The organism is Metabacillus schmidteae (assembly GCF_903166545.1).
In the GTDB taxonomy this organism is placed as follows: domain Bacteria; phylum Bacillota; class Bacilli; order Bacillales; family Bacillaceae; genus Metabacillus; species Metabacillus schmidteae.
On sequence record NZ_CAESCH010000001.1, the window covers coordinates 3,846,999 to 3,872,467 of the forward strand.

A 25,469-nucleotide genomic window follows, 5' to 3' on the forward strand; every position below is an offset into this window, starting at 1 on the left:
CTACATCAATAAAATGACTAATAATAACCCGGTTAAAACTCCCAAGCTTTTGACCATTCGTTCATATCGGTTTTGTCTGTCAATCGCATCTGCTTCTTCTCTTTCTAAGTGGGAAAGAGCTAGTTTAATATGCTTTTGCTGTGAAACACGGTCATGCTGACCAAGAGTTTCACCGAATTGCTTTAGCACTTCATATTCTCCTTGTTTAAAAGCCGTAAAGTTCCATATTTCCTTCAAACTTTCCTCCCATGCACCTTTTACACTTGTGTGTCCTTTTAATAACTTTTGGGCAAATTTTTCAAAAAACTGTGATAATGGCTTCGGGAGCTGCTTAGAAATGTTTTGAGCTGCCACAATAAGCGAGGTATGGCCAAACATAATCTCTGCCTCCAGAGATTGAAGGGCTACTTTAAGCTGACGAAGTTGTCTTGTTCGTTGATTTAAATGTTTCGCAGCTTCAAAACCAGCCCAAGTTGTCGCAATAATAATGAGAAACGCACCCATCCATTTGATCATTTACGACACACTTCCTTCTTTTAGTAAGTGCTTACCATGACGGTTAAGAATTTGTTGAACCGTACCAGGTCCGTCTCTTCTCGATAACTCTAGATATCGGTCAAACACATTCGCCTCAACCAATGCTCTAAGGCTTGGTCTATTCATTAGATCGCTTGCTTTATACCCATGAACAGAGACAAACAACTGAACACCTGCATGTACTGCTTCTAAAACAGCTTCCGCATCCTCAAGAGTACCAATTTCATCAACGACAAGTACATCCGGGCTCATCGATCTGATCATCATCATCATTCCCTCTGCTTTAGGGCACGCATCAAGAACATCCACTCTACTCCCTAGTTTGTGCTGAGGTACTCCTTTTACACATCCTGCTATTTCAGAGCGCTCATCCACAATACCGACTTTGCTGGAGTGAATATGTTGATGTCCACTGCTGATTAATCGAGCAAAGTCCCTCAACAAGGTTGTTTTTCCAGTTTGTGGTGGACCGATAATAAGCGTATTTAACCACTTCTGATGAAATACATATGAAACAAAAGGTTCCGCAATTCCCAGCTTCTCTCTAGCAATTCGAATATTAAAAGATGTAACATCACGTATCGCCTTAACTCGTCCATTTTCTGTAATCACACGTCCCGACAACCCCACACGGTGACCACCACGAACTGTAATATAGCCCTTTTTCAATTCGTCTTCTAATGTATAAATTGAATAATGGCTTAGTTCGTTTAATAGATTGATTGAGTCTTCATATGTTGTCATCGATGCAAGGAATATTGGTTTCCCTGCTATGATGACCTCAACCTTTTTCATCACACGAATACGAATTTCTTCTATTCGAGACAAACTTGCTGGATGAAGCTTCAAGATTTCTTTTCTTATGGATTCCGGAAGCATTTCTAGCAATTCTTTCATACCGCTTCCTCCTATTTACCGATTCGTTACTCTAATCTATGCATGCTTGACCACATTCATGACATAAAAGCCCGGAGTTTTTATTGTCCAACAGATAGGTAACACTTTATTTGTAAATTCCAAAAAGGATAAAGAAAACACCTAATCCAATAAATAGTAGCTTCGCATAAGATAATTGATCTGCAATTTGAAAAATCCCTATTGTCATCGTCACAATGAAAATAACCGGTCCAACGATCGCCAATAATGAATTAATTGTCACCGCTTTTTTTACATCATTCAAAACTAACATTAAAATAGCCGCTGTTAATTCGATCCCTGCTGATAAAAATCTAAGACCCGCCATTGCAAGTACAGTTGAATCAATGTGTGAAAATATACGTTTCATGTTGTCCTCCTAAAAGCATAAGTTTGTACACCTTATGCTAAAGACATAGGATTTAGACAACAAAGATATATAATATGAAGAAATAAACTTGTAGAAGGAAGTGCCCTTTTATGACTATTCTTTCTAAGCTCTCGTCTCAAGTTGGTGAGAGGACAGAGGAAGGAAATCGCTTCGTTGCTACGCTCTGTATGGAAAACCCTTTACTCTTAAATGAAATAAAAGGCGGTCTTAAAGAAAAAGACCCATTGTTGATAGGAGATTGTGTTGAGGTGATTACAAAAGTAGCGGAAGTTCACCCGGAATTAGTTGTTTCTTTTACTGATTTGTTGATTGAACTGTTGCATGCTAAGGCAAAAAGAATTCGTTGGGAAGCAATTCATGCTATTTCACTTCTGACACCATTTATTCCTGAGCAAATCTTTTTACTTCTGCCAACGTTGATAGATTTAATTCATCATGATAAAAGCACAATTGTCAGGGATTATTCTATTCAAACTCTTGTCAATTTCGCCACTATTGGAGAAGAGGAAGCTCTTACTGTTTACCCAATTTTGAAGGACTCACTTCCGTTATGGAATGGGAAACATCGTAACCGTGTATTATCGGGGTTACTAAATGTGTGTAAGCAGGCTCCAACTTGTATCTTGGAAATAAGAGGAATTGCAGAGGAATTTATTGAAGATAACCGGACTGGTGTTCGTAAAACAGCTAGAAGTATCGTGAAAGCAATCGACAAGGGGACAGTTTAGAATCAGGCTCGATTACTAAATTTCGCCGCACAAAAAAGAGATGCCAGTTTATTCAGCATCTCTTTTTAGAAATAATTTTACGCACGTGATACGTAAGAACCTTCTGTTGTATTAATAATTAAACGATCACCTTGGTTAATAAAGAATGGTACTTGAACAGTTAGCCCTGTTTCAAGAGTAGCTGGTTTAGAACCACCTGAAGCTGTATCACCTTTAATACCTGGCTCAGTCTCTGTTACTTCCAGCTCTACAGTGTTTGGAAGCTCAACACCAAGTGTTTCTGTTCCAAACATCATAATTTGCACTTCCATATTTTCTTTAAGGAATTTTAATTCATACTCAATTTGAGTTGATGGTAATTCAATTTGATCATATGTTTCTGTATCCATAAATGCATGTTGATCACCATTAGCATATAGATATTGCATTCTACGAGTTTCAATTTGAGCTTTCGCTACTTTTTCACCCGCACGGAATGTTTTCTCTTGAACTGCTCCAGTACGTAAATTACGTAACTTTGAACGAACAAAAGCTGCGCCTTTACCAGGTTTTACGTGTTGGAAATCCATTACACGCCAAATGCCGTTGTCCACCTCAATCGTTAATCCTGTACGAAAGTCATTTACTGAAATCATAAAATAGTCCTCCTAGTAGATAAATAAATAAGGAAACGTGAGCTTTTTTGCTCATAACCTCATTCTTATATGTAAAGAACATGTCTTCCCTATTATAGAATAATAAGACCTTTTGGCGAATGAGTTAATGACTCATTACCATTATCTGTAATTACTGTATCATCCTCAATTCTGACACCGCCAAGACCCGCTACATAAATACCCGGTTCAACTGTAACAACCATTCCCGGTTCTAGAATTGTGTCAGATCTAAAAGATAAAGCTGGTCCTTCATGCACTTCCATTCCAAGACCGTGCCCTGTTGAATGACCAAAATACTCTCCATAGCCTTTTTCTTTTATGTAATCACGAGTCAAAGCATCTGCCTGCTTACCTGTCATGCCAGGCTTAATTCCATTCATACCGCGCAATTGTGCTTCAAGTACAACAGAGTATATTGTTTTTAATTCATCACTCGGTTCTCCAACAGCAAACGTTCTTGTAATGTCTGAGCAATACCCTTTGTAGTATGCACCAAAATCAAGTGTAACAAAATCACCTTTTTCGATTTCTTTTTCGCTTGCGACACCATGTGGTAGTGCAGATCGATACCCTGATGCAACGATAATATCAAAAGAGGAAGAAACAGCTCCGTTTTTTCTCATAAAAAATTCGAGCTCATTTGCTACCTCGATTTCCTTTAAACCCGGCTTGATATAATTAAGAATGTGTTTATATGCAGCATCAGCAATCTCAGCCGCTTCCTTTAATATCTTAATCTCTGAAGGTGACTTTATCAAGCGTAACTTTTCTACTGCCCCTGATACAGGAATAAACTCAGTATGTTTTAAAACATTTTTATATGATGTAAAAGCTTGGTATGTAACATGATCTTGTTCAAATCCTAATCTTTGAATACCCAGTTTTTCAACTTGAGTTGCCACTTCGTCCGTAATAGGAACTGTATGTTGAACAATGTCAAAGCCCTCTATCTCTTTTGCAGCTTGCTCTGTATAACGAAAATCTGTGATAAACACCGCTTTTTCCTTTGAAATTACAGCTACTCCGGCTGTCCCGGTAAAACCTGTCATATATCTTCGATTGTATTCACTTGTTATTAAAAGTCCATCAACAGATAACTCATTAAATCGTTTGCGAATGTTTTCTAATTTCATTAATTCATACCCCCTGTTCGGTCTTTTAATGCAAGAATGGCTAATTCATACCCTTTAAATCCTAACCCGATAATTTGGCCAGCTGTGACAGGAGCTGTAACAGATGTATGGCGAAATTCCTCTCTTGCGTGAACATTTGAAATATGTACTTCAATGACTGGAATAGAGATACCTGCAATTGCATCTCGAATTGCGTAACTATAATGTGTAAAAGCACCAGGATTTATTATGATTCCATTATATTGTTCGTCTGCTTCGTGAATGGCATCGATCAAATCACCTTCATGATTGGATTGAAAGCATGTCACTTCACAGTTTAGCTTTTCACCAAATGTTAGGAGACTTTTTTCAAGATCAATTAATGTATTTGAACCATAAACCCCCGGCTCTCGTTTTCCTAATAGATTTAAATTTGGTCCATTTATTACTAACACTTTCATAAATGTTTTTAACACCTCTTTTCATAAACAAGGATCAGTTTTTCTTATCCTATCATCGATAAACCTTATACTTCTGATAGTACAAAAAAGAATGTTCATTACATGAACATTCTACCATATCAAGATCTTGTTTACCTTAGCTTTCTAATTTGGTATTAAATTCTTTATAATCAAATGAAATTGAGTATCCTATAAAAACTCCGTACAATATATAAAGACATAATGTGGTAACGATAGTCGCTCGTGATAATTCGAAGACAGTTTCTACATTTGGAAAAATAGGATTCAGAATAAAAAATACTAAGCCCCATAACGCTCCTCCATAAAGAATTCCGAGCCACATGCCATCGAAACGTTTTAAAATTGCATAATAAACTAATGCTGCCCCTACTGAGATTAACCCAATAATAATAATACTTATTATATTTCCAAGAACTCCATCCTTCCAATCACCGAGTGTAAAAGGTTGTAAGATAAGGTTGGGGCTTATCTCGGTAAAATTTAAAATGTATGCAAGATAGGCGATTGCACTCCAAAAAACTCCACCAGCAAATCCCGTCACGATCGACTTCCCCATCACTGACATCGGTTCTTCTTTTTTATTCTGTTCTAGATTTGGTTGATCCTTTTTCTTAATATTTTCTTCTTTGTCTGCCATCTTCAACACCTCCATTCTTACTATGTCCAATTTTTACGTATGCATGATTCCTTAAAGAATGAAATCATATAAATTACACATTTTTCACCTAAATAATGTCTAGTAAAAAAATGGCTGGGTATAATGTTATTATAGGAATAATTTCCATACATTAGTTTAAACTAAACGATAGAAAAAGGAAGAATTATGATCATTTGTCCATTTTTACCACACCAAAGAACAGTTTAATCATTGTGATTTTTCGGGCTTTATTATGTTCATTTCTAAACATCACTATAGAGGTTTCGCTCTAAATTCTGTATTATAGAGATATTAGCTAAACTTTGATTAAACATTGTTTACTTTCATAATAAGAATTAGATAGGTTGGTGTCACATGGCAAATGAAAAAAAACCTGCATATGGTGGGCAAGCTGTTATCGAAGGTGTTATGTTTGGTGGAAAACACCATTATGTAACCGCCATTCGTCGCACGGATAACTCAATTGATTATTTCCATTTACCTAGAAAAAATCAAAAAACATTATCCTCTCTAAAAAAAATACCATTTTTACGAGGGATTATCGCTATCATTGAGGCAAGCGCAAATGGTTCTAAGCATTTAAACTTTGCTACTGAACGCTTTGAAGTTGACCCATCGGATGACGAGCAAATGATTGAGGAACAAAAGACAAAAAATGATTCCAAATTAACTATGTGGCTCGGCATTGCAGCAGTAGGGGTTCTCTCCTTTTTCTTCGGTAAGGTTATCTTTACGCTATTGCCTGTTTTCTTAGCAGAATTTTTTCGTCCCCTTATCCCTTCCGATTTCGGGCAAATTCTTATAGAAGGCGCTTTCAAACTCGCGTTACTTTTAGCATATATATATGCTATATCGTTTACCCCTTTAATAAGGCGCGTGTTTCAATACCATGGGGCAGAGCATAAAGTAATTAACACATATGAAAACAATTTAGAGTTAACAGTTGAAAATGTTCAAAGTCAATCACGTTTGCATTACAGATGTGGCAGCAGCTTTATTCTCTTTACTGTCATTGTTGGGGTTTTTGTTTACACTCTTGTTCCAACAGATCCTTTATGGTTAAGAATCGTGAATCGGTTGGCATTAATTCCTGTCGTTCTTGGAATATCCTTTGAGGTATTACAACTCACAAATAAGGTTCGGCACATTCCGATTTTACGATTTTTAGGGTACCCGGGTCTCTGGTTACAGCTCTTAACGACAAAAGAACCTACAAATGACCAAGTTGAAGTAGCAATCGCCAGTTTCAACGAACTTCTTCGGATGGAAAAAGAGACTCAGACGTCCGCAGAGCAAATCGTGTAATTTGAACGTATTTTGATTGGTATCTTTCCTTGGAGGTGGTCAGAATGAATCGTCGTACGAATTGGATCGTCATGGTTATTATTTTATTAGGAGTACTTGGTTTTGTCACAACCCTCGTGTCAGAGCCTCTATGGCTTTTAAAACAAATTGCAATCTATGCAGCAATCGCCGGGGGAATTTATCTTATCTATCGATTAGTTTCTAAAAAAAGAATGGGGAAAGAACATTCTTCCTATTTAAAGGCTGCGAAACAATCCAAAAGACGTTTAGACGACCGAAGCAAGAAGGGTTCAAATGTTAGAAACATATCTCAGGTAAAGAAAACAAAAAAAGCCTCTGCAATTAAAAAGAAAAAACAACAACCTTCACATCTAACAGTCATTGAAGGAAAAAAAGGCAAAAAGAAAAACCGGGCCTTTTTCTAATAAGTCCACCTTTTTAGAAATTCGTTCGTTCGATTTCGACCTAGCTCTATTAGAGCTAGTTTTTTTTGTTCATTTATTTCAAATTCTGTTGTCACGATGTTTTCAACAGGAATAAATACAATGTTCTTTTCATGTCTTTTTGATATATGTCTACTATCATGCGCATCTTTCATCGTTTCAAAAAGGGCGTTAAACATATCGATCGCATTATGAATTTCTTTGGGCGGCCGTTCCTTTTCACTATAACTTAACTTTATCCCCAGAACCGGCCTTTTCTTAGAATGTTGACTTTTTTGCTGAAAAAGCCAGATTGGAAAATTACTTAGCACACCTCCGTCAACAAAAATATTCACTCCTTTTGCTGTTGTTAGTTTAACAGGTTCAAAAAAGTAAGGAAGACTGCAGCTCATTCTTACTGCTTTTGCAACGGAAAAAGATAAAGGATCAATTCCATATTGAAGTAAATCATCAGGCAACACGATCAAACGACCATTTGTTAGATCTGAAGCAACCACTCTTAAACTTCCTATTGGCAAATCAGCAAATGTGCTAATCCCTTTATTTCTTAGCTTCTGACAGATCCACTCTTCCAGTTTGACCCCTCGATACAAACCCAAATTCCAATAAAGTGAAATCCATTTTGTAATAGGATGCGGAAGAAACGACTTTCTTGCATCTAATAACAATTTCAAATCTAATTCATCCATCATCTCTAAAATTTCATCACTTTTATAACCAGCCATGACAAATGCACAAATAATAGATCCTGCACTTGTTCCTGCCAGGCGTTTAAACTTAAATCCTTTTTTTTCAATCGCTTCATACGCCCCTATTAGAGCAAATCCCTTTATTCCACCACCTGAAAATACTCCGTCTATTTGCATTTCTCCTCACCATCCTCCTTTATAGTGTAAGAGAGGGTTAGAGAAAATAGACCATGATTTATATAGGCCGAGATAATCACAACATTCCATAAAAAAACTGACGGAAATCGAATGCTTTCCGTCAGTTTTTTAAGCTTCATTATTTTTTTGTATTTGACGAAGAGTCTCTACTCTTTCTTCATTTCCCTCAAAATATTGAACTAAATCACCTATACGATCAATCGCATTCCAACTTAAGTGGTGTTCAATTCCTTCTACATCATCATAAATTTTATCCTCATCCACACCGATAATATGTAAAAATTGCTCTAAAAGTTCATGACGATACACTAAGCGCTTTCCAATTTTCTTCCCTTTATTTGTTAAAACAAGTCCCCGATATTTTTCATAAATAAGATATTCATCTTTATCTAATTTTTGAACCATTTTTGTAACAGAGGAGGGATGTACAGACAATGCTTCGGCTATATCGGAAACTCGAGCATACCCTTTATCTTCAATAAGTAAATAAATCTGTTCTATATAATCTTCCATACTTGGTGTTGGCATTTTGTTCCCTCCATAATAGCCGATCTTTTTAACGAAATCATTACAATTTTACATGAGTTTGTGAATGATGACAAGGTTTTGCAGGTAAGAAAAGGACCTGACGTTGTCAGATCCTTTATACTTAATAATTTAGATTATAATCCGCACTTTAATTGTGCCCCACAGCTCGTACATGTATTACAGCCACCTAAATCTTCAACTGTACCTTCACGACAAACCGGGCAGGTGTTTCCAACCTCATTACCTATTGTTACATCTGTTGAGCGTAGATCGTTAATGGTATCAACAAGAACTACTTTCCCTTTTTCCTTTGTTTCCACTTCTTCATTCTCATCAAACGTATTTTCTTCTGCTTTAAGTGTTAATACTTGTGTATCACGGCTGCCGTCAACATAGACAGTTCCACCTTTTGCTCCACCTTTGTATAGGCGCTCATACACTTTTTCGACCTGGTCAACTGTATAGCCCTTTGGCGCATTTACAGTCTTACTAATAGAACTATCAATCCAACGTTGGATGATACACTGTACATCTGCATGTGCTTCAGGAGCTAATTCCATTGCTGATACAAACCATGATGGTAAGTTGTTTGCATCTGCTTCTGGATGTTGATCTAAATATTCTTGGACAATATCTGCTTTTACTTCAATGAACTTCCCTAGTCGTCCACTGCGGAAGTATGAGAATGAGAAGTAAGGTTCAAGTCCTGTTGCAACACCAACCATTGTTCCTGTGGATCCCGTAGGAGCAACAGTTAATAGATGTGAGTTACGAATTCCGTACTCTTTTACACCTTCTAAAATATCTTCAGGCATTTTTTGCATAAACCCTGTTTGTGTGAAAGCATCACGAAGACGATTTGTTTCAGCATCTTCTTCTCCAAGTAAGAACGGGAAGCTTCCCTTTTCCTTAGCTAAATCGATTGAAGCACGATAAGCTGTTGTTGCAATTGTTTCAAACACTTTATCAACTAATACATTTCCTTCTTCAGAACCATATTCTGTTTCACAGTAAATAAGAAGATCATGTAAGCCCATTACACCAAGTCCAACACGGCGCTCGCCAAGTGCCTGGTGTTTATTTTCAGGTAAGAAGTATGGAGTTGCATCAATTACGTTATCCTGCATTCTTACACCAACTTCAACTGTTTTACGAAGCTTATCAAAATCAACCGTTTTTGTTTCTTTATTTGCCATTTCGGCAAGGTTTACTGCTGCTAAGTTACAGACAGAATATGGTGCGAGTGGTTGTTCCAGTAGTTTGTTATCCTATTGGCTTTTTATCCAATAGTTCTTACATTTCACTTTCATGTAAGGTCGGCATATATTTTCAGTAATATCTTACTGCTGCGGCCTCGTGGGTAGATTATATTCTGATATCACAGTTTCACTACCTATGCTCTGCCCCTGGCTAGTTTGTTACCACAAGCCTTCGGTTCGGATTAGCATCTCAGCCTTCCCGCTTCATTCCGCAGTTTTTTACGTGAGGCAAACTAAGCCACTTTACCACACGGATTAGTCGCAACGACCTGTTGACCATATGCTTTTGCATTTGTCATATCGTTTGCATTATCAATAAAGAAAATTCCTGGCTCTGCTGAATATGTTGCACAGATATTGATTAGGTTCCAAAGCTCTTTTGCTTTAATTTTACGGTACGTACGTACTTTATAGCCCTGCTTCTTCCATTCACGTACATCTCCAACCTTGTGCCAGTTTTCATTGTATTCATTCATTTCTTTTTTATTGTAGCTTTCTACATCAGGGAAACGAAGTTCATATTCAGCATCGTTTTCTACTGCATCCATAAAGTCTTTTGTTAACGTTACAGAAATATTAGCTCCCGTTAAGAACTCGGAATTATGAACACTGTAAGTACCGCCAGTACGCAGCTTTACCTCAGCATCTTTAATGATCTTTTCGCTGAATCCACCTGTTCCAGGAATTTGTTTGTAATTCACAATTCCTTGGTACATATCAATTTCCTGCTGTGATAATGGTGTGAACTTTAATTTATCTTGAGCATATTTTTTAATTGCTCCATCATTTGTATTTTCAATAAGGTAACGTAGAATTCTTGGGTTTTGCATTTTTGAAATAATGAATTCGATAATATCCGGATGCCAGTCAGCCAGCATGATCATCTGCGCTCCTCGTCTTGAGCCACCTTGCTCAACCAGATGGGTTAGCTTTGCGATATCATCCAACCATGATACAGATCCGGATGATTTACCGTTTACACCTTTTGCTAATGTGTTACGAGGTCTTAGTGTAGAACCGTTTGTTCCTACGCCGCCACCGCGACTCATGATCTCCATTACTTGTTTACGATGTTCTGAGATCCCTTCACGCGAATCCTTAACAAATGGCATAACATAGCAGTTAAAATACGTTACTTCTGTTCCGGCTCCGGCACCGTATAAAACACGACCTGCGGGAATGAAGTTCAAATTAACAAGCTCCTGGTAGAACTTTTCGAACCATTCTTGTCGTTTTTCTTCTGTTTTCTCAACCGATGCTAGTCCTGTTGCATTACGTTTAGCAATTTGTTCGTAAAAGATTTCAAGTGGCTTTTCAATGACATCTAGCGAGCGGTTTACGATCCCTGTCTCCACTTCCTCAGGTTTATCTAATGAGTGTCTATATTCTTCATCAACCAGTACACTTGCTGTCTTTGCTTCCCAGTCAATGCTTTTAATAAAGCCAAGACCTCTTGCCGGGAATTTTGGATCCTCTTTAATTGTTAATACAACAAAGTCTCCCTCAGATAACGTAATTTTCTCCGTATCTTTAAATGTATAGCGATCAAGCATAACAAGTCTAGAAACACCCTTATGTGTTAATTTCATATCGTCAGTAATTGGATGAACCTGCGGGAATGCAGTGATATCTTTATTAAGCTTCTCCACATCTAAGCTCATCTTTTGCTCAGTACTAACTGTCATTGTAACAACTCCTCTATCTATCTTTCTAGTAAATCTCCTGATTAAATTTAACATATCCATTTTCACAATTCAATATATAGTGTTTACTTTTTGACGAATAATACTACATATAGTTTTAAGGTCAACTATTTCTCAATTTGTCAAATGGAAAACTTATTAAAAACGTAAGCTTTAAAGAGATTTGATATGATTTCGACTTGTAAAAGGGGATTTTTGAAGAATTTTGTCACTTGCATCTATTTTCTTTTGGGAAAAGCCTATTATATCAAGATTTCATATTTAATATCATAAAAAATCTTTTCGTCAAATTTCTACAGGTCTGACATCCAACAAATAATTAATAGAAAAGACGTAATCATAAAGATCACGTCACTATCGTTACCTTTTAAAATTCCAAGCATCACTTTCATATTTATCTCTAGCAAGCTGATTCACATACTGCAATTCTTCGCTTGTTAGCTCGTAAGGCACAAGATCTATATCCAGACCTTTCTCAAACCCCTCTTTAAAGGCTTTTTTCGCCTCCTTAATTGTTACTGGCTTTTCACGAAGACTATTCGTTGCAACGGCCTTGTTTTTAAATGCTCTTTGCATTCTTTCTTTCACTCGATCGTTTGAGTATTTAAATAGATCAAAAAGCATATCCTCATCCAGATCTAGTAAAATGGAGCCGTGTTGTAATATCACACCTTTTTGTCGAGTTTGCGCACTACCCGCTACCTTCCGCCCCTCTACAACAAGCTCATACCAAGAAGGAGCATCAAAGCAAACAGCTGATCTTGGTGATTTTAGTCCAGCTTTTTCTTCCTCTGTTCTCGGAATCGCAAAGTATGCATCAAGGCCTAGATTTTTAAAACCTTCTAAAATTCCTTCAGAAATCACACGATACGCCTCTGTCACCGTTTTAGGCATATCCGGGTGTTCTTCAGATACGATTACACTATATGTAAGCTCTTGGTCATGAAGAACACCTCGTCCACCTGTGGGTCTTCTGACGAAACCTAAGCCATATTTTTTTACTGCTTCCAGATCTATTTCTTTTTCAACCTTTTGAAAGTAACCAATTGAAAGTGTAGCTGGATTCCAACCATAAAATCTAATCGTAGGAGGAATTTTCCCTTCACTATGCCATTCTAAAAGTGCCTCGTCCATCGCCATATTAAACGCTGGGGAACAATTTCCAGAATCAATATATCTCCATACTTCTTTTGCCATGTTGTAACCCTCTTTGTATAATATTTTTACATCCTAAGTCTATCAGAAGTTTATTTGGAAGAAAATAATATTGCATACAACCTGATGACATTTTGCACAAGCTTTTATATAATAATAGAAGTCTGTATATGAGTTCTTATGAGCTTACAATGAGATAACCAATAATAAAGGGGTCGAGGATATTGACAACATCAACTATTATACTCATCATCGTAGCAGCTGCCCTGATTGCTTACACTGCGTTTAATTTTTTCTATCAACGTAAAATTATGAAGCAACTTACAGAAGAAGAATTTCGTTCAGGTTATCGTAAAGCACAATTAATAGATGTTCGTGAACCGAACGAGTATGAGGGTGGCCATATTCTTGGAGCTAGAAATATTCCGCTCTCTCAAATGCGCCAACGCTACAAAGAAATTCGTCCTGATCAACCAGTTTACTTCTATTGTCAAAATACAATGCGAAGTGGCCGCGCAGCACAAATGTTAAAGCGAAAAGGCTATAATAACCTGCATTGCTTAAAGGGCGGCTTTAAAGGCTGGACAGGGAAAGTAAAGAAAAAATAATAAATAATCCCTACAAGAAGCAACTATCAGTCATCATCTTTCATGTAGATGAAATTGGAAGTTGCTTTTTCTTATAGTAAATCATTCGCTTCTTTCATCCATCTATCACTTTTTTCGACTTCAAATCAAAAAATAAGGTAAGATAATAACTAGAACTATAAATGTATATTTGTTGGAGGAATCGAGTCTTGTTTATCGCTATAGTGTTTTTTCTATTCATGTCATTTTTCTTATCAGGCAGCGAGACAGCTCTTACTGCTGTAAACAAAATGAAATTAAAATCAAGAGCAGAAAACAATGATAAAAAATCACAAAAATTACTAAACTTTGTTTCAAAGCCTGATGAAATCATTACCGGTATCTTAATTGGAAACAATATCGCTAACATTATGTTACCTACACTTGTGACGGTCATTGCTATTGAATATGGAATTAGCGTTGGTGTTGCTACAGGGGTATTAACTGTTGTACTAATTATTTTTGCAGAAGTGTTACCGAAGTCCATCGCCGCTACTTTTGCAGATAAGGTCGCCTATATGGTTTTCCCAGTTATACGCATCCTTATTTTCATCTTAAAACCATTGATTTTTCTCCTATCAAGGTTTACCAGATTGGTTATTAATATACTGTCAAAAGGAGAAGAAAAAACCGCTTCTATCTCAAGAGAAGAACTTATTACAATGGTTAACATCGCTACCTCTGAAGGGATCCTGCAAACAGATGAAACCAAGCGTATAAAAGGGGCTATCGACTTTTATGATCTAGATGTTCGCGATGCATTAAAAGTACCAAGAACTGAAATTCAGGGGATTGCTTCAGGATCTACTTATGAAGAAACTAGAGACATTGTTTTAGGAGGCCGTCATACACGTTACCCTGTTTACGAGGAAAGCATGGATCAAATCATCGGTGTTCTACATTCAAAATCATTGTTATCCTGGTCTTTAGAGCCTCATAAAAATCTGGAAGATTTTATAGATGATGACCCACTCTTTGTTTTTGAATTTCATTCGATTGAAACGGTATTTAAGTTAATGTTAAAAAAACAAAGACATTTAGCGATTGTTCTCGATGAATATGGTGGTACAAAAGGGATCATAAGCCATGAAGACATCATTGAAGCAATGATTGGCCAAGAAATAAAAGATGAAACAGATCAGGATGAAGAAATATTAATTGAAGAAATATCAGAAGACTTTATAATATGTAATGGAAAGCTTGCGTTAAGAAGACTAAATGAAGTGTTCAAAACGAATATACCTGAACAAGAAGATATTTTGACAGGATTTCTTCTGAAAGAATTAGGTCGATTCCCTGAGGAAGGCGAAACATACGACTACCAAAACCTTCATTTCAGCATTTTTAATGTAGAAGATAATAAGCTAAAGAAAATTAGAATTGATAAAAGTGTTGAACATACTGAAAGTACATAGAAAAAAGGTCGCTCTTAAACGCGACCTTTTACATTTATCTTGCGAAACTTAATATTTGTTTTAAAAATCCTGATTTATCTTGTTTTATTCTCTCTTGTTTATATTGATGCTCTCTTACAAATGCTAAAAATCGCTCTTCACGCTCATCTGTTTTTCGTTGTGCAATTTCTCTTTCTTGTTGAACTTCTTCTTTAAACGTTTCCCTTTCCGCCTCAGCAGTCACTTCCAGGCTTGTAATCATGTCTTGAAGATCTGAAAACTCAATACGAGCCACCTCTGTTTGCAATTTTGCTGTCTCACTGATTTTCTCTGACACGGATGATATGACACTTCTTTCAAGCAGATCAAGTCGTTCATCCATTTGTATCATAGATTGGACTTGTCTCGATTCAATAAATGACGTTATTTTTGAAAGAGTTTCTTTCAACTCAGCAATATCTGCATCAATTAAGCCTGTTTGAGGGGATGAACCTACAGGTTGCTGCTGAAGAAGTTGTTTAATTGTCTCGTTATCTAAATTTCTTTCTTTATAAGCTTTAATCTTTTGAAATAATTCAATGTTTTCTCCGGTAAATAACCGTACATTTCTTTCATCTCTTTTTAGCGTAATAAGATCACAAAAATCTTCCTCCCACTGTTTCAATACAAATGCTTTTTCTCCTATCAATGACGCTGCTTTTGAAATCGTTACATATTTAGCTGCCAATCTAAACACCAACCTTTGTCTATTTTTCTTAATACTACTAGTTCTACGAACTAAGTACCTATTTCCTCCCTCTCGACAAAGGTTCTAAAAAGTAGTCATATTGTATGAGAATCATTACTTTTTCGGCATGAAATGTATTTTTAGGACAATGAGCGACTTAGTTGCAGGTTGGAATATATGAAACATAGATACATGTACATTTTGATTAAGAGGATAGTTACTATCAAAATGAATATGCTCATAAATAATAGTAGTGTCCAGTTGGCAAAAGATATAAAGCACAAAAAATGACCTACAGGCGTGTAGGTCATTTTCACATTTAGCGCTGAAACTTTAGTATTGGTTTTCGTGCTGCAGTTGTCTCATCTAATCTTTTTACAACAGTTGTGTGAGGGGCTTCCTGAACAAGTTCAGGTGTTTCTTCTGCTTCTTTTGCGATCTGAATCATGGCATCGATAAATGAATCAAGTGTTTCCTTGGATTCTGTTTCTGTAGGTTCGATCATGATGCATTCCTCAACGTTTAATGGGAAATAAATCGTTGGTGGATGATACCCAAAATCGAGTAATCGCTTCGCAATATCAAGTGTCCGAACTCCTAATTTCTTCTGTCGCTTACCTGATAAAACAAATTCATGTTTACAATGTTGATTAAATGGAAGGTCATAATATGGTGCTAAACGGCGCATCATATAGTTTGCATTTAACACTGCGTATTCTGTAACAGCTTTTAATCCGTCAGGACCCATCGTACGAATATACGTATAAGCTCTTACATTGATCCCGAAATTTCCATAGAATGGCTTCACTCGACCGATTGAGTGTGGACGGTTGTAATCAAAATGATAGCCATCTTCATTCTTTACTAACACAGGCTTTGGTAGATAAGGGATTAAATCTGCTTTAACACCTACAGGACCTGAACCGGGACCACCTCCACCATGAGGGCCGGTAAATGTTTTATGAAGATTAAGGTGAACAACATCAAACCCCATATCGCCCGGTCTAGCTTTACTTAAAACAGCATTTAAATTAGCTCCATCATAATACAGCTTGCCACCTGCGTCATGGACAATTTGCGCCATCTCTAAAATATGCGCCTCAAAAAGTCCAAGCGTATTTGGATTCGTTAACATTAATGCCGCTGTATGTTCATCCACAACACGGCGCAAATCTTCTAAATCAACTAAACCATTTTCATCTGATTTAACTGTAATTGTTTCAAAACCAGCTACAGTTGCAGAAGCCGGGTTTGTTCCATGTGCTGAGTCAGGAACAATGACCTTAGTTCTTTTCGTGTCATTGTTTGCTTCATGATAGGCACGAATCATCATTAATCCTGTCCACTCACCATGAGCTCCTGCGGCTGGTTGAAGTGTCACTTCATCCATTCCTGTAATTTCTTTTAAATGTTCTTGAAGGTCAAATAAAAGCTCCATAGCCCCTTGGACTGTTGATTCTTCCTGCAACGGGTGAATATGGGCAAGACCTGCAATACGCGCTACATTTTCATTAATTTTCGGGTTATACTTCATCGTACAAGAACCTAATGGATAAAACCCAGAATCAACTCCATGGTTACGCTTGGATAAAGCTGTGTAGTGTCTCATTATATCGAGCTCTGAAACCTCAGGAAGCAGAGCATCCTCTGTACGAATATAATCAGTAGGAATTAGTTCATCTAATGACAACTCATCGACTTCAAGCTCTGGTAAGCTATACCCAATACGTCCTTCTCTGCTTAATTCAAAAATTAATGCTTGATCTTGATTACTCATTGTCATCCCCCAATTCCATCACAAGTGTGTCGATTTCTTCTTTTGTACGTAGCTCTGTCACGGCAATCAACATATGATGTTTAAATTCAGCATCAACTTTCCCTAAATCAAATCCACCGATAATCCCTTTCTCTAAAAGGCGCTTATTGACCTCGGAAACAGGTTTTGAAAGCTTAATCACAAATTCATTGAATATAGGCTGGTCAAATGGAACTTCTATTCCTGCATTCAAACAAGCTCTTTTTGCATAGTTAGCTTTTTGGATATTTTGAATGGCCATTTCCTTAACACCCTGCTTGCCTAAAGCTGTCATAGCAACTGAAGCTGCAAGGGCGTTTAATGCTTGATTTGAGCAAATATTAGATGTTGCTTTATCACGTCGTATATGCTGTTCACGTGCTTGAAGAGTTAAAACAAATCCGCGTTTTTCATTTTCATCTGTTGTTTGCCCAACAAGTCGACCTGGAACTTTACGGAGTAATTTGTTTGTTACAGCAAAATAGCCGCAATGTGGTCCACCAAAAGCTGTAGGAATTCCAAATGGCTGTGCATCTCCTGCAACAATATCGGCACCAAATGCTCCCGGAGGCGTTAATGCACCTAAAGCAAGAGGGTTGGATGAAACGATAAACATACTTTTTCCAGTATGCGCAATCGGCTCAATCTCTTTTAATGGCTCAATAGAACCAAAGAAGTTTGGATACTGAACTAAAACTGCTGCCACATCTTCATTCATTTCCTGCTTTAATGCCTCTAAATCTGTTACACCATTTTGTACAGGAATCTCAATCACTTCGATATATTGACCCGCTGCATATGTTTTTACTACATCTCGTGTTTCAGGATTTACGGCCTTTGAAACGAGAATTTTTTTCTTTTTTGTTTGTCCAGCTGCAAGCATTGCGGCTTCCGCTAATGCTGTTCCACCATCATACATCGATGAGTTTGCCACATCCATTCCGGTTAGCTCACAAATCATCGTTTGAAATTCAAAAATCGCTTGTAGTTCACCTTGTGAAATCTCAGGTTGATATGGAGTATATGCTGTGTAGAATTCTGATCGAGAAATGACATGATCAACAATAATTGGCATGTAATGATCATAAACCCCTGCACCAAGGAATGACGCGTTCTTGCGTAAATCTTTATTTTTGGCTGCAAGCTGCGATAATTCTTTTAAGAGCTCTGTTTCTGATTTTGCCCGCTTAATCTTGTAATCTCCCTTAAAACGAACGTTCTCAGGAATATCCTGAAACAATTCATCTATTGATTGAACACCAATTGCTTGAAGCATTTCCTGCTTGTCTTGGTCTGTCATTGGTAAATAACGATGATTCATGTCGTGAAATCTCCTCTCAGTTACACATTTAGTTAAACGATTATTTTGATTTTTTATAAAATGGTGTAGCAACCACGGAAGCCTTTAAACGTTTTTTTCTAATTTGAACTTCAACCTCTGTACCCGGCTGTGTAAATTCAGATTTTAGTAGAGCTAAACCAATATTTTTCTTTAAGGTTGGTGACTGTGTTCCAGTTGTCACAACACCTATGACTTCTTCACCAGAAAAAACCTCATAACCATGACGCGGAATACCTTTTTCCAATAACTCAATTCCCACTAACTTACGAGCAGTTCCTTTTTCCTTTTGCTGCAATAAAACCGCTTTTCCATTGAACTCAGCTTCTTTGTTTGTTTTCACTGCAAACCCAATGCCCGCTTCAATTGGGGTAATATCTTTCGAGAGCTCTTGACCATATAAAGGCAATGTTGCTTCAAAACGTAATGTATCTCGCGCACCTAGTCCACATGGAATAACACCTTTACTTTTACCTGCTTCAAGAATGTTTCTCCATAAAGTTGCAGCATCATTCGAATGGCAATATAGCTCAAACCCATCCTCACCTGTATAGCCAGTTCTAGACACTAACACATGAACACCAGCAACTATTTCATCGTTTTTAAACTTAAAAAGCTTGATTTCAGATAGGTTTGTGTCCGTTAGTGTTTGAAGAACTTCTTCTGCAATTGGCCCTTGAAGAGCAAGAAGAGCATATTCATCTGATTTATTTTCAATTGTCACATTTCCACTTTTATTTGCTTTTAGCCACTCAAGATCTTTTTCGATGTTCGAAGCGTTAATAACCAGCAAATAATCATTTTCCTCTTTTTTATAAATGAGTAAATCGTCCACTGTTCCGCCATTTTCATAGCACATAGCCGTATACTGGGCGCCACCTGACTTAAGAAGAGACACATCATTCGTTACAACCTTTTGTAAAAAAGCTAAACTATCTTCACCTCGAACCTCGACCTCACCCATATGTGATACATCAAATAACCCCGCTTTTGTTCGAACGGCTTCATGTTCTTCCTTAATAGAAGTAAATTGAACAGGTAAATCCCAACCTCCAAAATCAATTGTCTTGGCACCATACTCTTTATAAAGATCGTATAAAGGTGTTCGATGTAGTTCTGTCATGTGGACTACTCCTTCCGATATTAAAAAATGCATCAAAAAAAGGACATAACACTCCCATCTACTTGTGGAAGTCTCTGTCCTTTTAACCTGAAAGTTTACCTTATGAGTGCGTGATACTAGTGGCCTTGTAATAAGACATACTATCACCTCATAAAGCTTTCCCCTTTGGTAGTTTACGTGAACACACGCAAACACTCTCCAGAGTCGCGTCAAATAAGAGTCTTTTTGCCTGAGAGATTCACAATTGTTTGCTCCTTCGGCGCTATACTAACCTATAGTCTCTCCCCTTATTCTCATCCGCACATATTTTGTTTTCTTGTTGGCTATACTACTAAAACCTGAATTATGACATTTGACATTTTAAACATTTGCATTTTCAAACGAATGAAAGCGTTAAGCTGACTGAAAGATATGAAAATGATGAACTTTCTTATTAACATCCTACCATGTGTGTATGTTTTCGACAATCCTTTTTTATCTTAACATTAAAAAATATTTCTATATTGAATGTTCGGTTTTTGTCGTTATCAGTCTTTTTTATATGTTATTTTCACTTATTCTACGAAAAATCATGAACAATCATAAAAGTCATTTTCATGAAAGGAATGTCTTTACAATGAACATCAAGACGAACTTCTTTTTCTCCTGGCAGGAGGGATTTCTAGAAAAACTAAACAATGATGGACCGTGGTCAAATTGGGAGCTTTACAAGCTTGCATATGAAGTTCAAAAGAATACACAAGTTCCTTCTTTTGAAGGCTTACAAGCCCCAAAACACTTGCCACACTTTACACCTCTACCTCATCAACTAGAAGTAGCGCAAAGAGTCGTCGAAAAAATGAACGGTAAAGCGATCCTTGCTGATGAGGTTGGTTTGGGAAAAACAATTGAGGCTGGTCTCATTTTAAAAGAATATATGATTCGGGGACTGGTCAAAAAAGTACTTATTCTCGTCCCGGCATCACTTGTATCACAATGGGCCCGTGAATTAATTGAAAAATTCTTTATTCCTGCTGTAGAACAAAAGAAAAGTTATGTATGGGAAGCATGTGATGTTGTTGTGTCCTCTATTGATACAGCGAAAAGAAGCCCACATCGTGACATTGTCTATAACCAGAACTATGATCTCGTCATAATTGATGAAGCTCACAAGCTTAAAAATAATAAAACAAAAAACTATGAATTTGTTCAAAATTTAAAAAAGAAATATTGTTTACTATTAACAGCAACACCAGTTCAAAACAGAGTAGAAGAAATTTTCAACTTAGTATCATTATTAAAACCAGGCCATCTTGGAAACGAAGCCTATTTTTCAGATGTGTTTTCAGCGAAGGAACGTTCAATTGAGGACCATGAGCAATTACGTGAGCTCATTAATAAAGTTATGATTAGAAATCGGCGCGGTGACACAGGTATTGAATGGCCAAAGCGTATTGTTGAAACAGTGCCAATCGAATTTTCAGAAACAGAACAACATCTTTATGACACCATTTCTGCTCTTAAGTCATCATCACAATATGCTGCAAACACCTTCTCTATTATGACCTTACAACGGGAAGCTTGCAGTAGTCGTGAAGCTGTCTATATGACTCTTAAAAAGATGCTTGACTTGCCTGAAGAAGAGGAAGCTGTTTTGCCAAATGATGTCATCAAAGAAATTATGATGGCCATTGACGGTGTTACGCAAAACTCAAAAGCATTAAAAGTAGTAGAGTTAATCAAAGAACTTGATGATAAAGTCATTATTTTCACTGAATATCGAGCAACTCAATTTTATTTACAATGGTTTCTTCAGCAGCATGGCATTACGTCCGTTCCATTTCGTGGTGGCTTTAAAAGAGGAAAAAAAGATTGGATGAAAGAACTCTTTAAAAATCGCGTACAAGTACTCATAGCGACAGAAGCTGGCGGTGAAGGAATCAACCTTCAATTTTGTCATAATATTATCAATTATGATTTACCATGGAATCCAATGCGTTTAGAACAGCGTATTGGTCGTATACACCGTTTAGGTCAGGAACAAGACGTTAACATATACAATATGGCAACCAAAAACACAGTTGAAGAACATATTTTAACTCTTCTGTATGACAAAATTAATTTATTTGAAAAAGTCATTGGTGACCTTGATGAGATTCTCACTCGATTAGAAATTAAAAACTTCGAGGAACATATACAAGACATCATGTACCACTCAAAAAGCGACAGAGAAATGAAAATAAAAATGGAGAATTTAACATCAATTCTCGATTATGCTCAAGCTTCACAAGAACAACGAAAAGCAGCAAGCGGAGATAAGTAGAAAGGTGGCGACAGTATGCAGCAAGAACAAATTCATCACTTTTTAGAAAGCTTTTTCAAATCCAATTCCTGTGACATTCTTGAAAACAAAGAAGGATATATAACAGTACAACTTACTATTGAAATGGATAAGCTTTTAATGAATAGACCATTTTACTGGCACTACCTTGAAAAAACAAACGGGGTACCAAACCCAATGAAACTTACCCTAATCACTGATCAAAATCGTGCGCCAAAAGACCTGAAAGGAGAGGTCATGCATTTCGGTGCTCCCCGTCTTCACCAAATTTTTCAATCAACCAAAACACTGGGAAGCTATATCAGACTTTTTGAACATGTCAAAACAGACGGAGGAAATAAACCTCTCCATCCTTGGGTCGGAGTCAATATCATCGTTTCCTACCAATGCGATATGAAAAAGGACCACCTATACTCGATCGGCCTACATTTAATAAGCGGTACTATAGTCGAAAACTTTCAAGACAAACTTGAAAATTTAGACTTAACACCAAAAATTCCAGATCTTTGCTTTACGATGTCTCCCCTTATTAGGCCGGAAAGTGGTTTAAAACGAATTGAACAATTCATTTTGCAAGATATACAAGCCCAAGATCATACATGGGCAGACAAGGCAAGAGATAGATGGAACGAAGACCTAGAACTTTTAAACCATTTTTACGAAGACCTAGAGGAAAAACCTGAATGCTATGAAGTCGAAAAACAAGCATTGAAAGAGCTTTATGAACCTCAGATTCACATTTCAATTCAAAGCGGCGGGATTTTTTATTTGACCCCGGAAGGTATTTTCAACTCCTAAGTAATGATACTAATTACTTAGGAGAAGTACAAATTGATAAAAATTAATTTTCGTTCGACAAAAATTAATTTTAAAATCTCCGTTTCTTATTAATTTATTGTAAAAATAAAGCCAGAATAACATCTAAAAAACCTTTCTTCTCACCTACTTTTGTAAATTCATTGTAAAAATTACAGATAAATGAAAAAAATTTATTTCATCGACAAAGTTCAGCATACATTGATAATAATTCTCTTTTATAATAGAACTTGTTAATAGTTAAAAAGTTATACATAAATAAAGGACTATAGAAATATAATTATTAACACTTGATGACAAAATAATCAGTACAAAGGCAAACCTATTGAAAAATAGGGACGCAAAGTCACGGGTCTTCAGGTTAACAACTAAGACGGCTGGGCTGCCTGAAATACAGATTGGTATTTTAGGAGGAAAAGAAAAATGGAGATAGTTGAAAAAATCACACATGATGAACAGCTCGATCAAGAGTGGGTCGAGCTCATACTAGAAGCTTTAGAACTAGGAATCAGTGTAGAGGAAATAAAAGATTTCTTATCCAAAAAGTCAAATGCCGTTTTAAAATCGTCATAAATAGTATTAACTCAATGTAAATTTTTTTTGATTTGTGTTCTGCATATAAAACAAACCCTTCTTTATATGTTATAATGGCTTCAATAAGGAAGGTGACTTGACGTGATTGGTCCAAGAATCAAAAAATATCGCACACAAAAAAATCTATCACTGTCCGAACTAGCAGAACGAGCGGGAGTAGCAAAATCCTACCTAAGTTCGATTGAGCGTAATCTCCAGTCAAACCCTTCTGTTCAATTTTTAGAAAAAGTCTCATCAGTTCTTGGTGTATCAGTTAATACTCTTCTTAATGAACATAACGAATCCGACCCAGAAGAGCTTGACATAGAATGGACAAAACTCGTACAGGATGCAATGAAGTCTGGTGTTTCAAAGGAGCAGTTTAAGGAGTTTTTGGAATTTACTAAGTGGAAAATAAGCAATGACAATAAGTAAGAGCATCCCAGGGAGCTAAGGCTTTCGGATGCTCTTTTATTTATAAGCTTATCAATTATTATAAATTTTTCTGCCTCTATATTGTTCATAAATGCGGCAAGAATGCTGAAGGTTAGTTTGGTGGTTGACACTACATATTTTTCCATCGATAATTTCATTTGCACAATAAGGACATATCCATTTTTTTATTTTTGAACTGCTATAGGATGTATTATTACACCTAGTACACGTTTTTCTATACATACACTCCCATCCTTTACTTTAACTATAAAAGACCTCTACTATCCAAAAACCGTGAAAACCAATAATAATGGTATACAATATTGAACCAACCCCTAATATCCTTTTTAAGATGTTCCAGTTGGGAATTTTATCGAAATATAGAAGAGAAAATAAAATGAATGATAGTAATATTTTTGTGAATAAAAAAGGCATTGGCCCTAGATCTAATAGTACGTTCATTAATGGATTAGCTTCCTGAATATGTCTACCTGAAACCCCTATGTATGTTGCTAAGGCATCTACTATGTTTAATAGTGCTATGTAATAACATAAGAATCTCATTTTATCACCTCATATAATTCTCATTCTTTATAGAGAACAAAAGTTTCTAGTTCCAGTCATTTTCTGTTATTGTTGATAAGAATAGATTAATCCACTATAAAGAACAAGTCAATACTATCGTCCCACTAAAACTATATATATTTTCTTAATAAAGAACAAAAGCTATGTTTTCCATCCAATCTCATCCCTTTCCTAGTAATCTTTATACTTTATAAAGAACAAATTGTGCTGTATAATGAATAGTGTACCTATTTAAACTATTATTGATAAGGAGACCCAAAATATGGTTGGAGAAAGAGTAAGGGAGCTGAGGCAGGAAAAGGGATATACAATTAGTGAATTAGCTGAATTAGCTGGGGTATCTAAATCTTATTTAAGTTATATTGAAAGAGATGTGCAAAAGAACCCTTCCATTCAATTTTTAAAAAAGATTGCAATTCCACTTGATACAGAAGTCGAAGATTTATTAGGAGCAACAACCTCCTACGACCCTTTAAACACAAACTTCATTGATAAAGAATGGAATATCTTGTTGAATAAAGCAATAAAGGAGGGTATGAGTAAAAATGATTTTAAAGAGTTTCGGGACTACTTAAGGTTTAAGAAATGGATAAATTCTAAGCAAAGAAACCCCACTACTACACAGGAGGATTTTTCAGATGACTAAAGTGAAGGAACAAATAGGTTTAAAAGATATGGAAAAGGAATGGGTTGAATTAATAAGTGAAGCAAGAAAACTCGGTCTATCCTATGATGCAATAAAAAAATTCCTTCACAATGAGAAAGCATCAAAAAGAAATTAGAAAGTAATATTTGGCATTTGACAAAATGGGGAAAGGGAATTTATAACCTTTCCCATTTTGTATTTACATGGAATCTTAATATGAATTGTACCGATATATAAACTAGTAAGGTAAAATACGTTAAAGAATTCTATAACCAATATTTAATTGTAACAAATATAGATCTCATTTATTTAACAACCTATCATTTTCTTT

At 36.4% G+C, this 25,469-nt stretch carries 26 protein-coding genes, 2 pseudogenes and 2 riboswitches; of the genes and pseudogenes, 11 read left to right on the top strand and 17 right to left on the bottom strand.

What is annotated here, in order from left to right; all coding sequences use genetic code 11:
- From spoIIIAB to HWV59_RS18825, 3 genes are all read right to left on the bottom strand, one after another.
- A complete protein-coding gene (spoIIIAB, locus tag HWV59_RS18815) occupies positions 1-516 on the bottom strand; it encodes a stage III sporulation protein SpoIIIAB (RefSeq protein ID WP_102229356.1) in 516 nt (171 codons plus the stop codon).
- On the bottom strand, positions 517-1,434 hold the full coding sequence (gene spoIIIAA, locus HWV59_RS18820) for a stage III sporulation protein AA (protein WP_175639758.1): 918 nt from the start codon (positions 1,432-1,434) through the stop codon (positions 517-519).
- Between the two features lie 106 nt (positions 1,435-1,540).
- The gene (locus tag HWV59_RS18825) at positions 1,541-1,822 is read right to left on the bottom strand and encodes a YqhV family protein (RefSeq protein WP_102229358.1); all 282 of its coding nucleotides are present in this window, start codon (positions 1,820-1,822) and stop codon (positions 1,541-1,543) included.
- A gap of 110 nt (positions 1,823-1,932) precedes the next feature.
- Here HWV59_RS18825 and HWV59_RS18830 point away from each other — a divergent pair, with 110 nt between their 5' ends.
- Entirely contained in the window at positions 1,933-2,571 is a 639-nt protein-coding gene (locus HWV59_RS18830; RefSeq protein WP_175639759.1) for a hypothetical protein, read from the top strand.
- A 77-nt stretch (positions 2,572-2,648) separates the two neighbouring features.
- Here the strand turns inward: HWV59_RS18830 and efp are convergent, their stop codons facing one another.
- From efp to HWV59_RS18850, 4 genes are all read right to left on the bottom strand, one after another.
- Positions 2,649-3,206, bottom strand: coding sequence for an elongation factor P (efp, locus tag HWV59_RS18835; RefSeq protein WP_102229360.1), 558 nt, complete (start codon positions 3,204-3,206; stop codon positions 2,649-2,651).
- 92 nt (positions 3,207-3,298) lie between these two features.
- On the bottom strand, positions 3,299-4,360 hold the full coding sequence (locus HWV59_RS18840) for a M24 family metallopeptidase (RefSeq protein WP_175639760.1): 1,062 nt from the start codon (positions 4,358-4,360) through the stop codon (positions 3,299-3,301).
- On the bottom strand, positions 4,360-4,800 hold the full coding sequence (gene aroQ / locus HWV59_RS18845; protein ID WP_102229362.1) for a type II 3-dehydroquinate dehydratase: 441 nt from the start codon (positions 4,798-4,800) through the stop codon (positions 4,360-4,362). The genes HWV59_RS18840 and aroQ overlap by 1 nt, the downstream gene beginning before the upstream one ends.
- A gap of 136 nt (positions 4,801-4,936) precedes the next feature.
- On the bottom strand, positions 4,937-5,458 hold the full coding sequence (locus HWV59_RS18850) for a YqhR family membrane protein (protein ID WP_102229363.1): 522 nt from the start codon (positions 5,456-5,458) through the stop codon (positions 4,937-4,939).
- Between the two features lie 375 nt (positions 5,459-5,833).
- On the opposite strand from HWV59_RS18850, the gene HWV59_RS18855 reads away from it, so the two are divergent.
- Positions 5,834-6,784 (top strand): DUF1385 domain-containing protein, encoded by a 951-nt coding sequence (locus tag HWV59_RS18855; protein WP_175639761.1) that lies wholly within the window; start codon positions 5,834-5,836, stop codon positions 6,782-6,784.
- A 44-nt stretch (positions 6,785-6,828) separates the two neighbouring features.
- Positions 6,829-7,209, top strand: coding sequence for an SA1362 family protein (locus tag HWV59_RS18860; protein ID WP_175639762.1), 381 nt, complete (start codon positions 6,829-6,831; stop codon positions 7,207-7,209).
- Here the strand turns inward: HWV59_RS18860 and HWV59_RS18865 are convergent.
- The 5 genes and pseudogenes from HWV59_RS18865 to HWV59_RS18885 all read right to left on the bottom strand — a co-directional run bounded on the left by HWV59_RS18865 (position 7,206) and on the right by HWV59_RS18885 (position 12,801).
- The gene (locus HWV59_RS18865; protein ID WP_175639763.1) at positions 7,206-8,093 is read right to left on the bottom strand and encodes a patatin-like phospholipase family protein; all 888 of its coding nucleotides are present in this window, start codon (positions 8,091-8,093) and stop codon (positions 7,206-7,208) included. The genes HWV59_RS18860 and HWV59_RS18865 overlap by 4 nt on opposite strands.
- 129 nt (positions 8,094-8,222) lie before the next feature.
- Entirely contained in the window at positions 8,223-8,642 is a 420-nt protein-coding gene (gene mntR / locus HWV59_RS18870; protein ID WP_175639764.1) for a transcriptional regulator MntR, read from the bottom strand.
- A 134-nt stretch (positions 8,643-8,776) separates the two neighbouring features.
- Positions 8,777-9,895 (bottom strand): annotated as a pseudogene (locus HWV59_RS18875) (hypothetical protein); the annotation flags it as partial.
- A gap of 254 nt (positions 9,896-10,149) precedes the next feature.
- A pseudogene (locus tag HWV59_RS18880) lies at positions 10,150-11,586 on the bottom strand (vitamin B12-dependent ribonucleotide reductase); the annotation flags it as partial.
- Between the two features lie 378 nt (positions 11,587-11,964).
- Positions 11,965-12,801, bottom strand: a complete 837-nt coding sequence (locus HWV59_RS18885; protein WP_102229370.1) for a lipoate--protein ligase family protein — start codon at positions 12,799-12,801, stop codon at positions 11,965-11,967.
- Positions 12,802-12,998: 197 nt separating this feature from the next.
- On the opposite strand from HWV59_RS18885, the gene HWV59_RS18890 reads away from it, so the two are divergent.
- Together HWV59_RS18890 and HWV59_RS18895 are read left to right on the top strand one after the other, a co-directional pair.
- Positions 12,999-13,367, top strand: coding sequence for a rhodanese-like domain-containing protein (locus HWV59_RS18890; RefSeq protein WP_407941643.1), 369 nt, complete (start codon positions 12,999-13,001; stop codon positions 13,365-13,367).
- Positions 13,368-13,555: 188 nt separating this feature from the next.
- Positions 13,556-14,800: a CNNM domain-containing protein gene (locus HWV59_RS18895; RefSeq protein ID WP_102229371.1), complete on the top strand. Its 1,245-nt coding sequence runs from the start codon at positions 13,556-13,558 to the stop codon at positions 14,798-14,800.
- Positions 14,801-14,834: 34 nt separating this feature from the next.
- On the opposite strand, the gene HWV59_RS18900 is transcribed toward HWV59_RS18895, so the two are convergent.
- The 4 genes from HWV59_RS18900 to gcvT form a co-directional block, all read right to left on the bottom strand.
- Complete coding sequence (locus HWV59_RS18900) at positions 14,835-15,506, bottom strand: MerR family transcriptional regulator (protein WP_175639765.1); 672 nt, start codon at positions 15,504-15,506, stop codon at positions 14,835-14,837.
- Between the two features lie 319 nt (positions 15,507-15,825).
- On the bottom strand, positions 15,826-17,283 hold the full coding sequence (gene gcvPB / locus HWV59_RS18905) for an aminomethyl-transferring glycine dehydrogenase subunit GcvPB (protein ID WP_102229373.1): 1,458 nt from the start codon (positions 17,281-17,283) through the stop codon (positions 15,826-15,828).
- Positions 17,276-18,622 carry an aminomethyl-transferring glycine dehydrogenase subunit GcvPA gene (gene gcvPA, locus HWV59_RS18910; protein WP_102229374.1) on the bottom strand — a complete coding sequence of 449 codons (1,347 nt, stop codon included), beginning with the start codon at positions 18,620-18,622 and terminating at the stop codon, positions 17,276-17,278. Before gcvPA ends, gcvPB begins: the two co-directional genes overlap by 8 nt.
- Before the next feature lie 40 nt (positions 18,623-18,662).
- Positions 18,663-19,763 carry a glycine cleavage system aminomethyltransferase GcvT gene (gcvT, locus tag HWV59_RS18915; RefSeq protein ID WP_102229375.1) on the bottom strand — a complete coding sequence of 367 codons (1,101 nt, stop codon included), beginning with the start codon at positions 19,761-19,763 and terminating at the stop codon, positions 18,663-18,665.
- Positions 19,764-19,970: 207 nt separating this feature from the next.
- Positions 19,971-20,060, bottom strand: a riboswitch (glycine riboswitch).
- A 319-nt stretch (positions 20,061-20,379) separates the two neighbouring features.
- On the opposite strand from gcvT, the gene HWV59_RS18920 reads away from it, so the two are divergent.
- The 4 genes from HWV59_RS18920 (at position 20,380) to HWV59_RS18935 (ending at position 23,907) form a co-directional block, all read left to right on the top strand.
- Positions 20,380-22,065, top strand: a complete 1,686-nt coding sequence (locus HWV59_RS18920) for a DEAD/DEAH box helicase (protein ID WP_175639766.1) — start codon at positions 20,380-20,382, stop codon at positions 22,063-22,065.
- A gap of 15 nt (positions 22,066-22,080) precedes the next feature.
- Positions 22,081-22,881, top strand: coding sequence for a YqhG family protein (locus tag HWV59_RS18925; RefSeq protein WP_102229377.1), 801 nt, complete (start codon positions 22,081-22,083; stop codon positions 22,879-22,881).
- Positions 22,882-23,204: 323 nt separating this feature from the next.
- A riboswitch (cyclic di-GMP riboswitch) is annotated at positions 23,205-23,289 on the top strand.
- Between the two features lie 33 nt (positions 23,290-23,322).
- Entirely contained in the window at positions 23,323-23,472 is a 150-nt protein-coding gene (locus tag HWV59_RS18930; RefSeq protein ID WP_102229378.1) for an anti-repressor SinI family protein, read from the top strand.
- Positions 23,473-23,574: 102 nt separating this feature from the next.
- Positions 23,575-23,907, top strand: a complete 333-nt coding sequence (locus tag HWV59_RS18935; protein ID WP_102229379.1) for a helix-turn-helix domain-containing protein — start codon at positions 23,575-23,577, stop codon at positions 23,905-23,907.
- A gap of 261 nt (positions 23,908-24,168) precedes the next feature.
- On the opposite strand, the gene HWV59_RS18940 is transcribed toward HWV59_RS18935, so the two are convergent.
- Positions 24,169-24,471, bottom strand: coding sequence for a DUF5658 family protein (locus HWV59_RS18940; protein ID WP_102229380.1), 303 nt, complete (start codon positions 24,469-24,471; stop codon positions 24,169-24,171).
- 283 nt (positions 24,472-24,754) lie between these two features.
- Between HWV59_RS18940 and HWV59_RS18945 the strand changes: the two genes are divergently transcribed.
- Entirely contained in the window at positions 24,755-25,138 is a 384-nt protein-coding gene (locus HWV59_RS18945; protein WP_102229381.1) for a helix-turn-helix domain-containing protein, read from the top strand.
- A complete protein-coding gene (gene sinI / locus HWV59_RS18950; protein WP_102229382.1) occupies positions 25,131-25,274 on the top strand; it encodes a DNA-binding anti-repressor SinI in 144 nt (47 codons plus the stop codon). Before HWV59_RS18945 ends, sinI begins: the two co-directional genes overlap by 8 nt.
- The last annotated feature ends 195 nt before the right edge of the window (positions 25,275-25,469 follow it).

Excerpts from the sequence above, each read along its gene's own strand:
- spoIIIAB (WP_102229356.1), bottom strand. The coding sequence starts at position 516 with ATGATCAAATGGATGGGTGCGTTTCTCATTATTATTGCGACAACTTGG.
- spoIIIAA (WP_175639758.1), bottom strand. The coding sequence starts at position 1,434 with ATGAAAGAATTGCTAGAAATGCTTCCGGAATCCATAAGAAAAGAAATC.
- HWV59_RS18825 (WP_102229358.1), bottom strand. The coding sequence starts at position 1,822 with ATGAAACGTATATTTTCACACATTGATTCAACTGTACTTGCAATGGCG.
- HWV59_RS18830 (WP_175639759.1), top strand. The coding sequence starts at position 1,933 with ATGACTATTCTTTCTAAGCTCTCGTCTCAAGTTGGTGAGAGGACAGAG.
- efp (WP_102229360.1), bottom strand. The coding sequence starts at position 3,206 with ATGATTTCAGTAAATGACTTTCGTACAGGATTAACGATTGAGGTGGAC.
- HWV59_RS18840 (WP_175639760.1), bottom strand. The coding sequence starts at position 4,360 with ATGAAATTAGAAAACATTCGCAAACGATTTAATGAGTTATCTGTTGAT.
- aroQ (WP_102229362.1), bottom strand. The coding sequence starts at position 4,800 with ATGAAAGTGTTAGTAATAAATGGACCAAATTTAAATCTATTAGGAAAA.
- HWV59_RS18850 (WP_102229363.1), bottom strand. The coding sequence starts at position 5,458 with ATGGCAGACAAAGAAGAAAATATTAAGAAAAAGGATCAACCAAATCTA.
- HWV59_RS18855 (WP_175639761.1), top strand. The coding sequence starts at position 5,834 with ATGGCAAATGAAAAAAAACCTGCATATGGTGGGCAAGCTGTTATCGAA.
- HWV59_RS18860 (WP_175639762.1), top strand. The coding sequence starts at position 6,829 with ATGAATCGTCGTACGAATTGGATCGTCATGGTTATTATTTTATTAGGA.
- HWV59_RS18865 (WP_175639763.1), bottom strand. The coding sequence starts at position 8,093 with ATGCAAATAGACGGAGTATTTTCAGGTGGTGGAATAAAGGGATTTGCT.
- mntR (WP_175639764.1), bottom strand. The coding sequence starts at position 8,642 with ATGCCAACACCAAGTATGGAAGATTATATAGAACAGATTTATTTACTT.
- HWV59_RS18885 (WP_102229370.1), bottom strand. The coding sequence starts at position 12,801 with ATGGCAAAAGAAGTATGGAGATATATTGATTCTGGAAATTGTTCCCCA.
- gcvPB (WP_102229373.1), bottom strand. The coding sequence starts at position 17,283 with ATGAGTAATCAAGATCAAGCATTAATTTTTGAATTAAGCAGAGAAGGA.
- gcvPA (WP_102229374.1), bottom strand. The coding sequence starts at position 18,622 with ATGAATCATCGTTATTTACCAATGACAGACCAAGACAAGCAGGAAATG.
- gcvT (WP_102229375.1), bottom strand. The coding sequence starts at position 19,763 with ATGACAGAACTACATCGAACACCTTTATACGATCTTTATAAAGAGTAT.
- HWV59_RS18920 (WP_175639766.1), top strand. The coding sequence starts at position 20,380 with ATGAACATCAAGACGAACTTCTTTTTCTCCTGGCAGGAGGGATTTCTA.
- HWV59_RS18925 (WP_102229377.1), top strand. The coding sequence starts at position 22,081 with ATGCAGCAAGAACAAATTCATCACTTTTTAGAAAGCTTTTTCAAATCC.
- HWV59_RS18930 (WP_102229378.1), top strand. The coding sequence starts at position 23,323 with ATGGAGATAGTTGAAAAAATCACACATGATGAACAGCTCGATCAAGAG.
- HWV59_RS18940 (WP_102229380.1), bottom strand. The coding sequence starts at position 24,471 with ATGAGATTCTTATGTTATTACATAGCACTATTAAACATAGTAGATGCC.
- HWV59_RS18945 (WP_102229381.1), top strand. The coding sequence starts at position 24,755 with ATGGTTGGAGAAAGAGTAAGGGAGCTGAGGCAGGAAAAGGGATATACA.
- sinI (WP_102229382.1), top strand. The coding sequence starts at position 25,131 with ATGACTAAAGTGAAGGAACAAATAGGTTTAAAAGATATGGAAAAGGAA.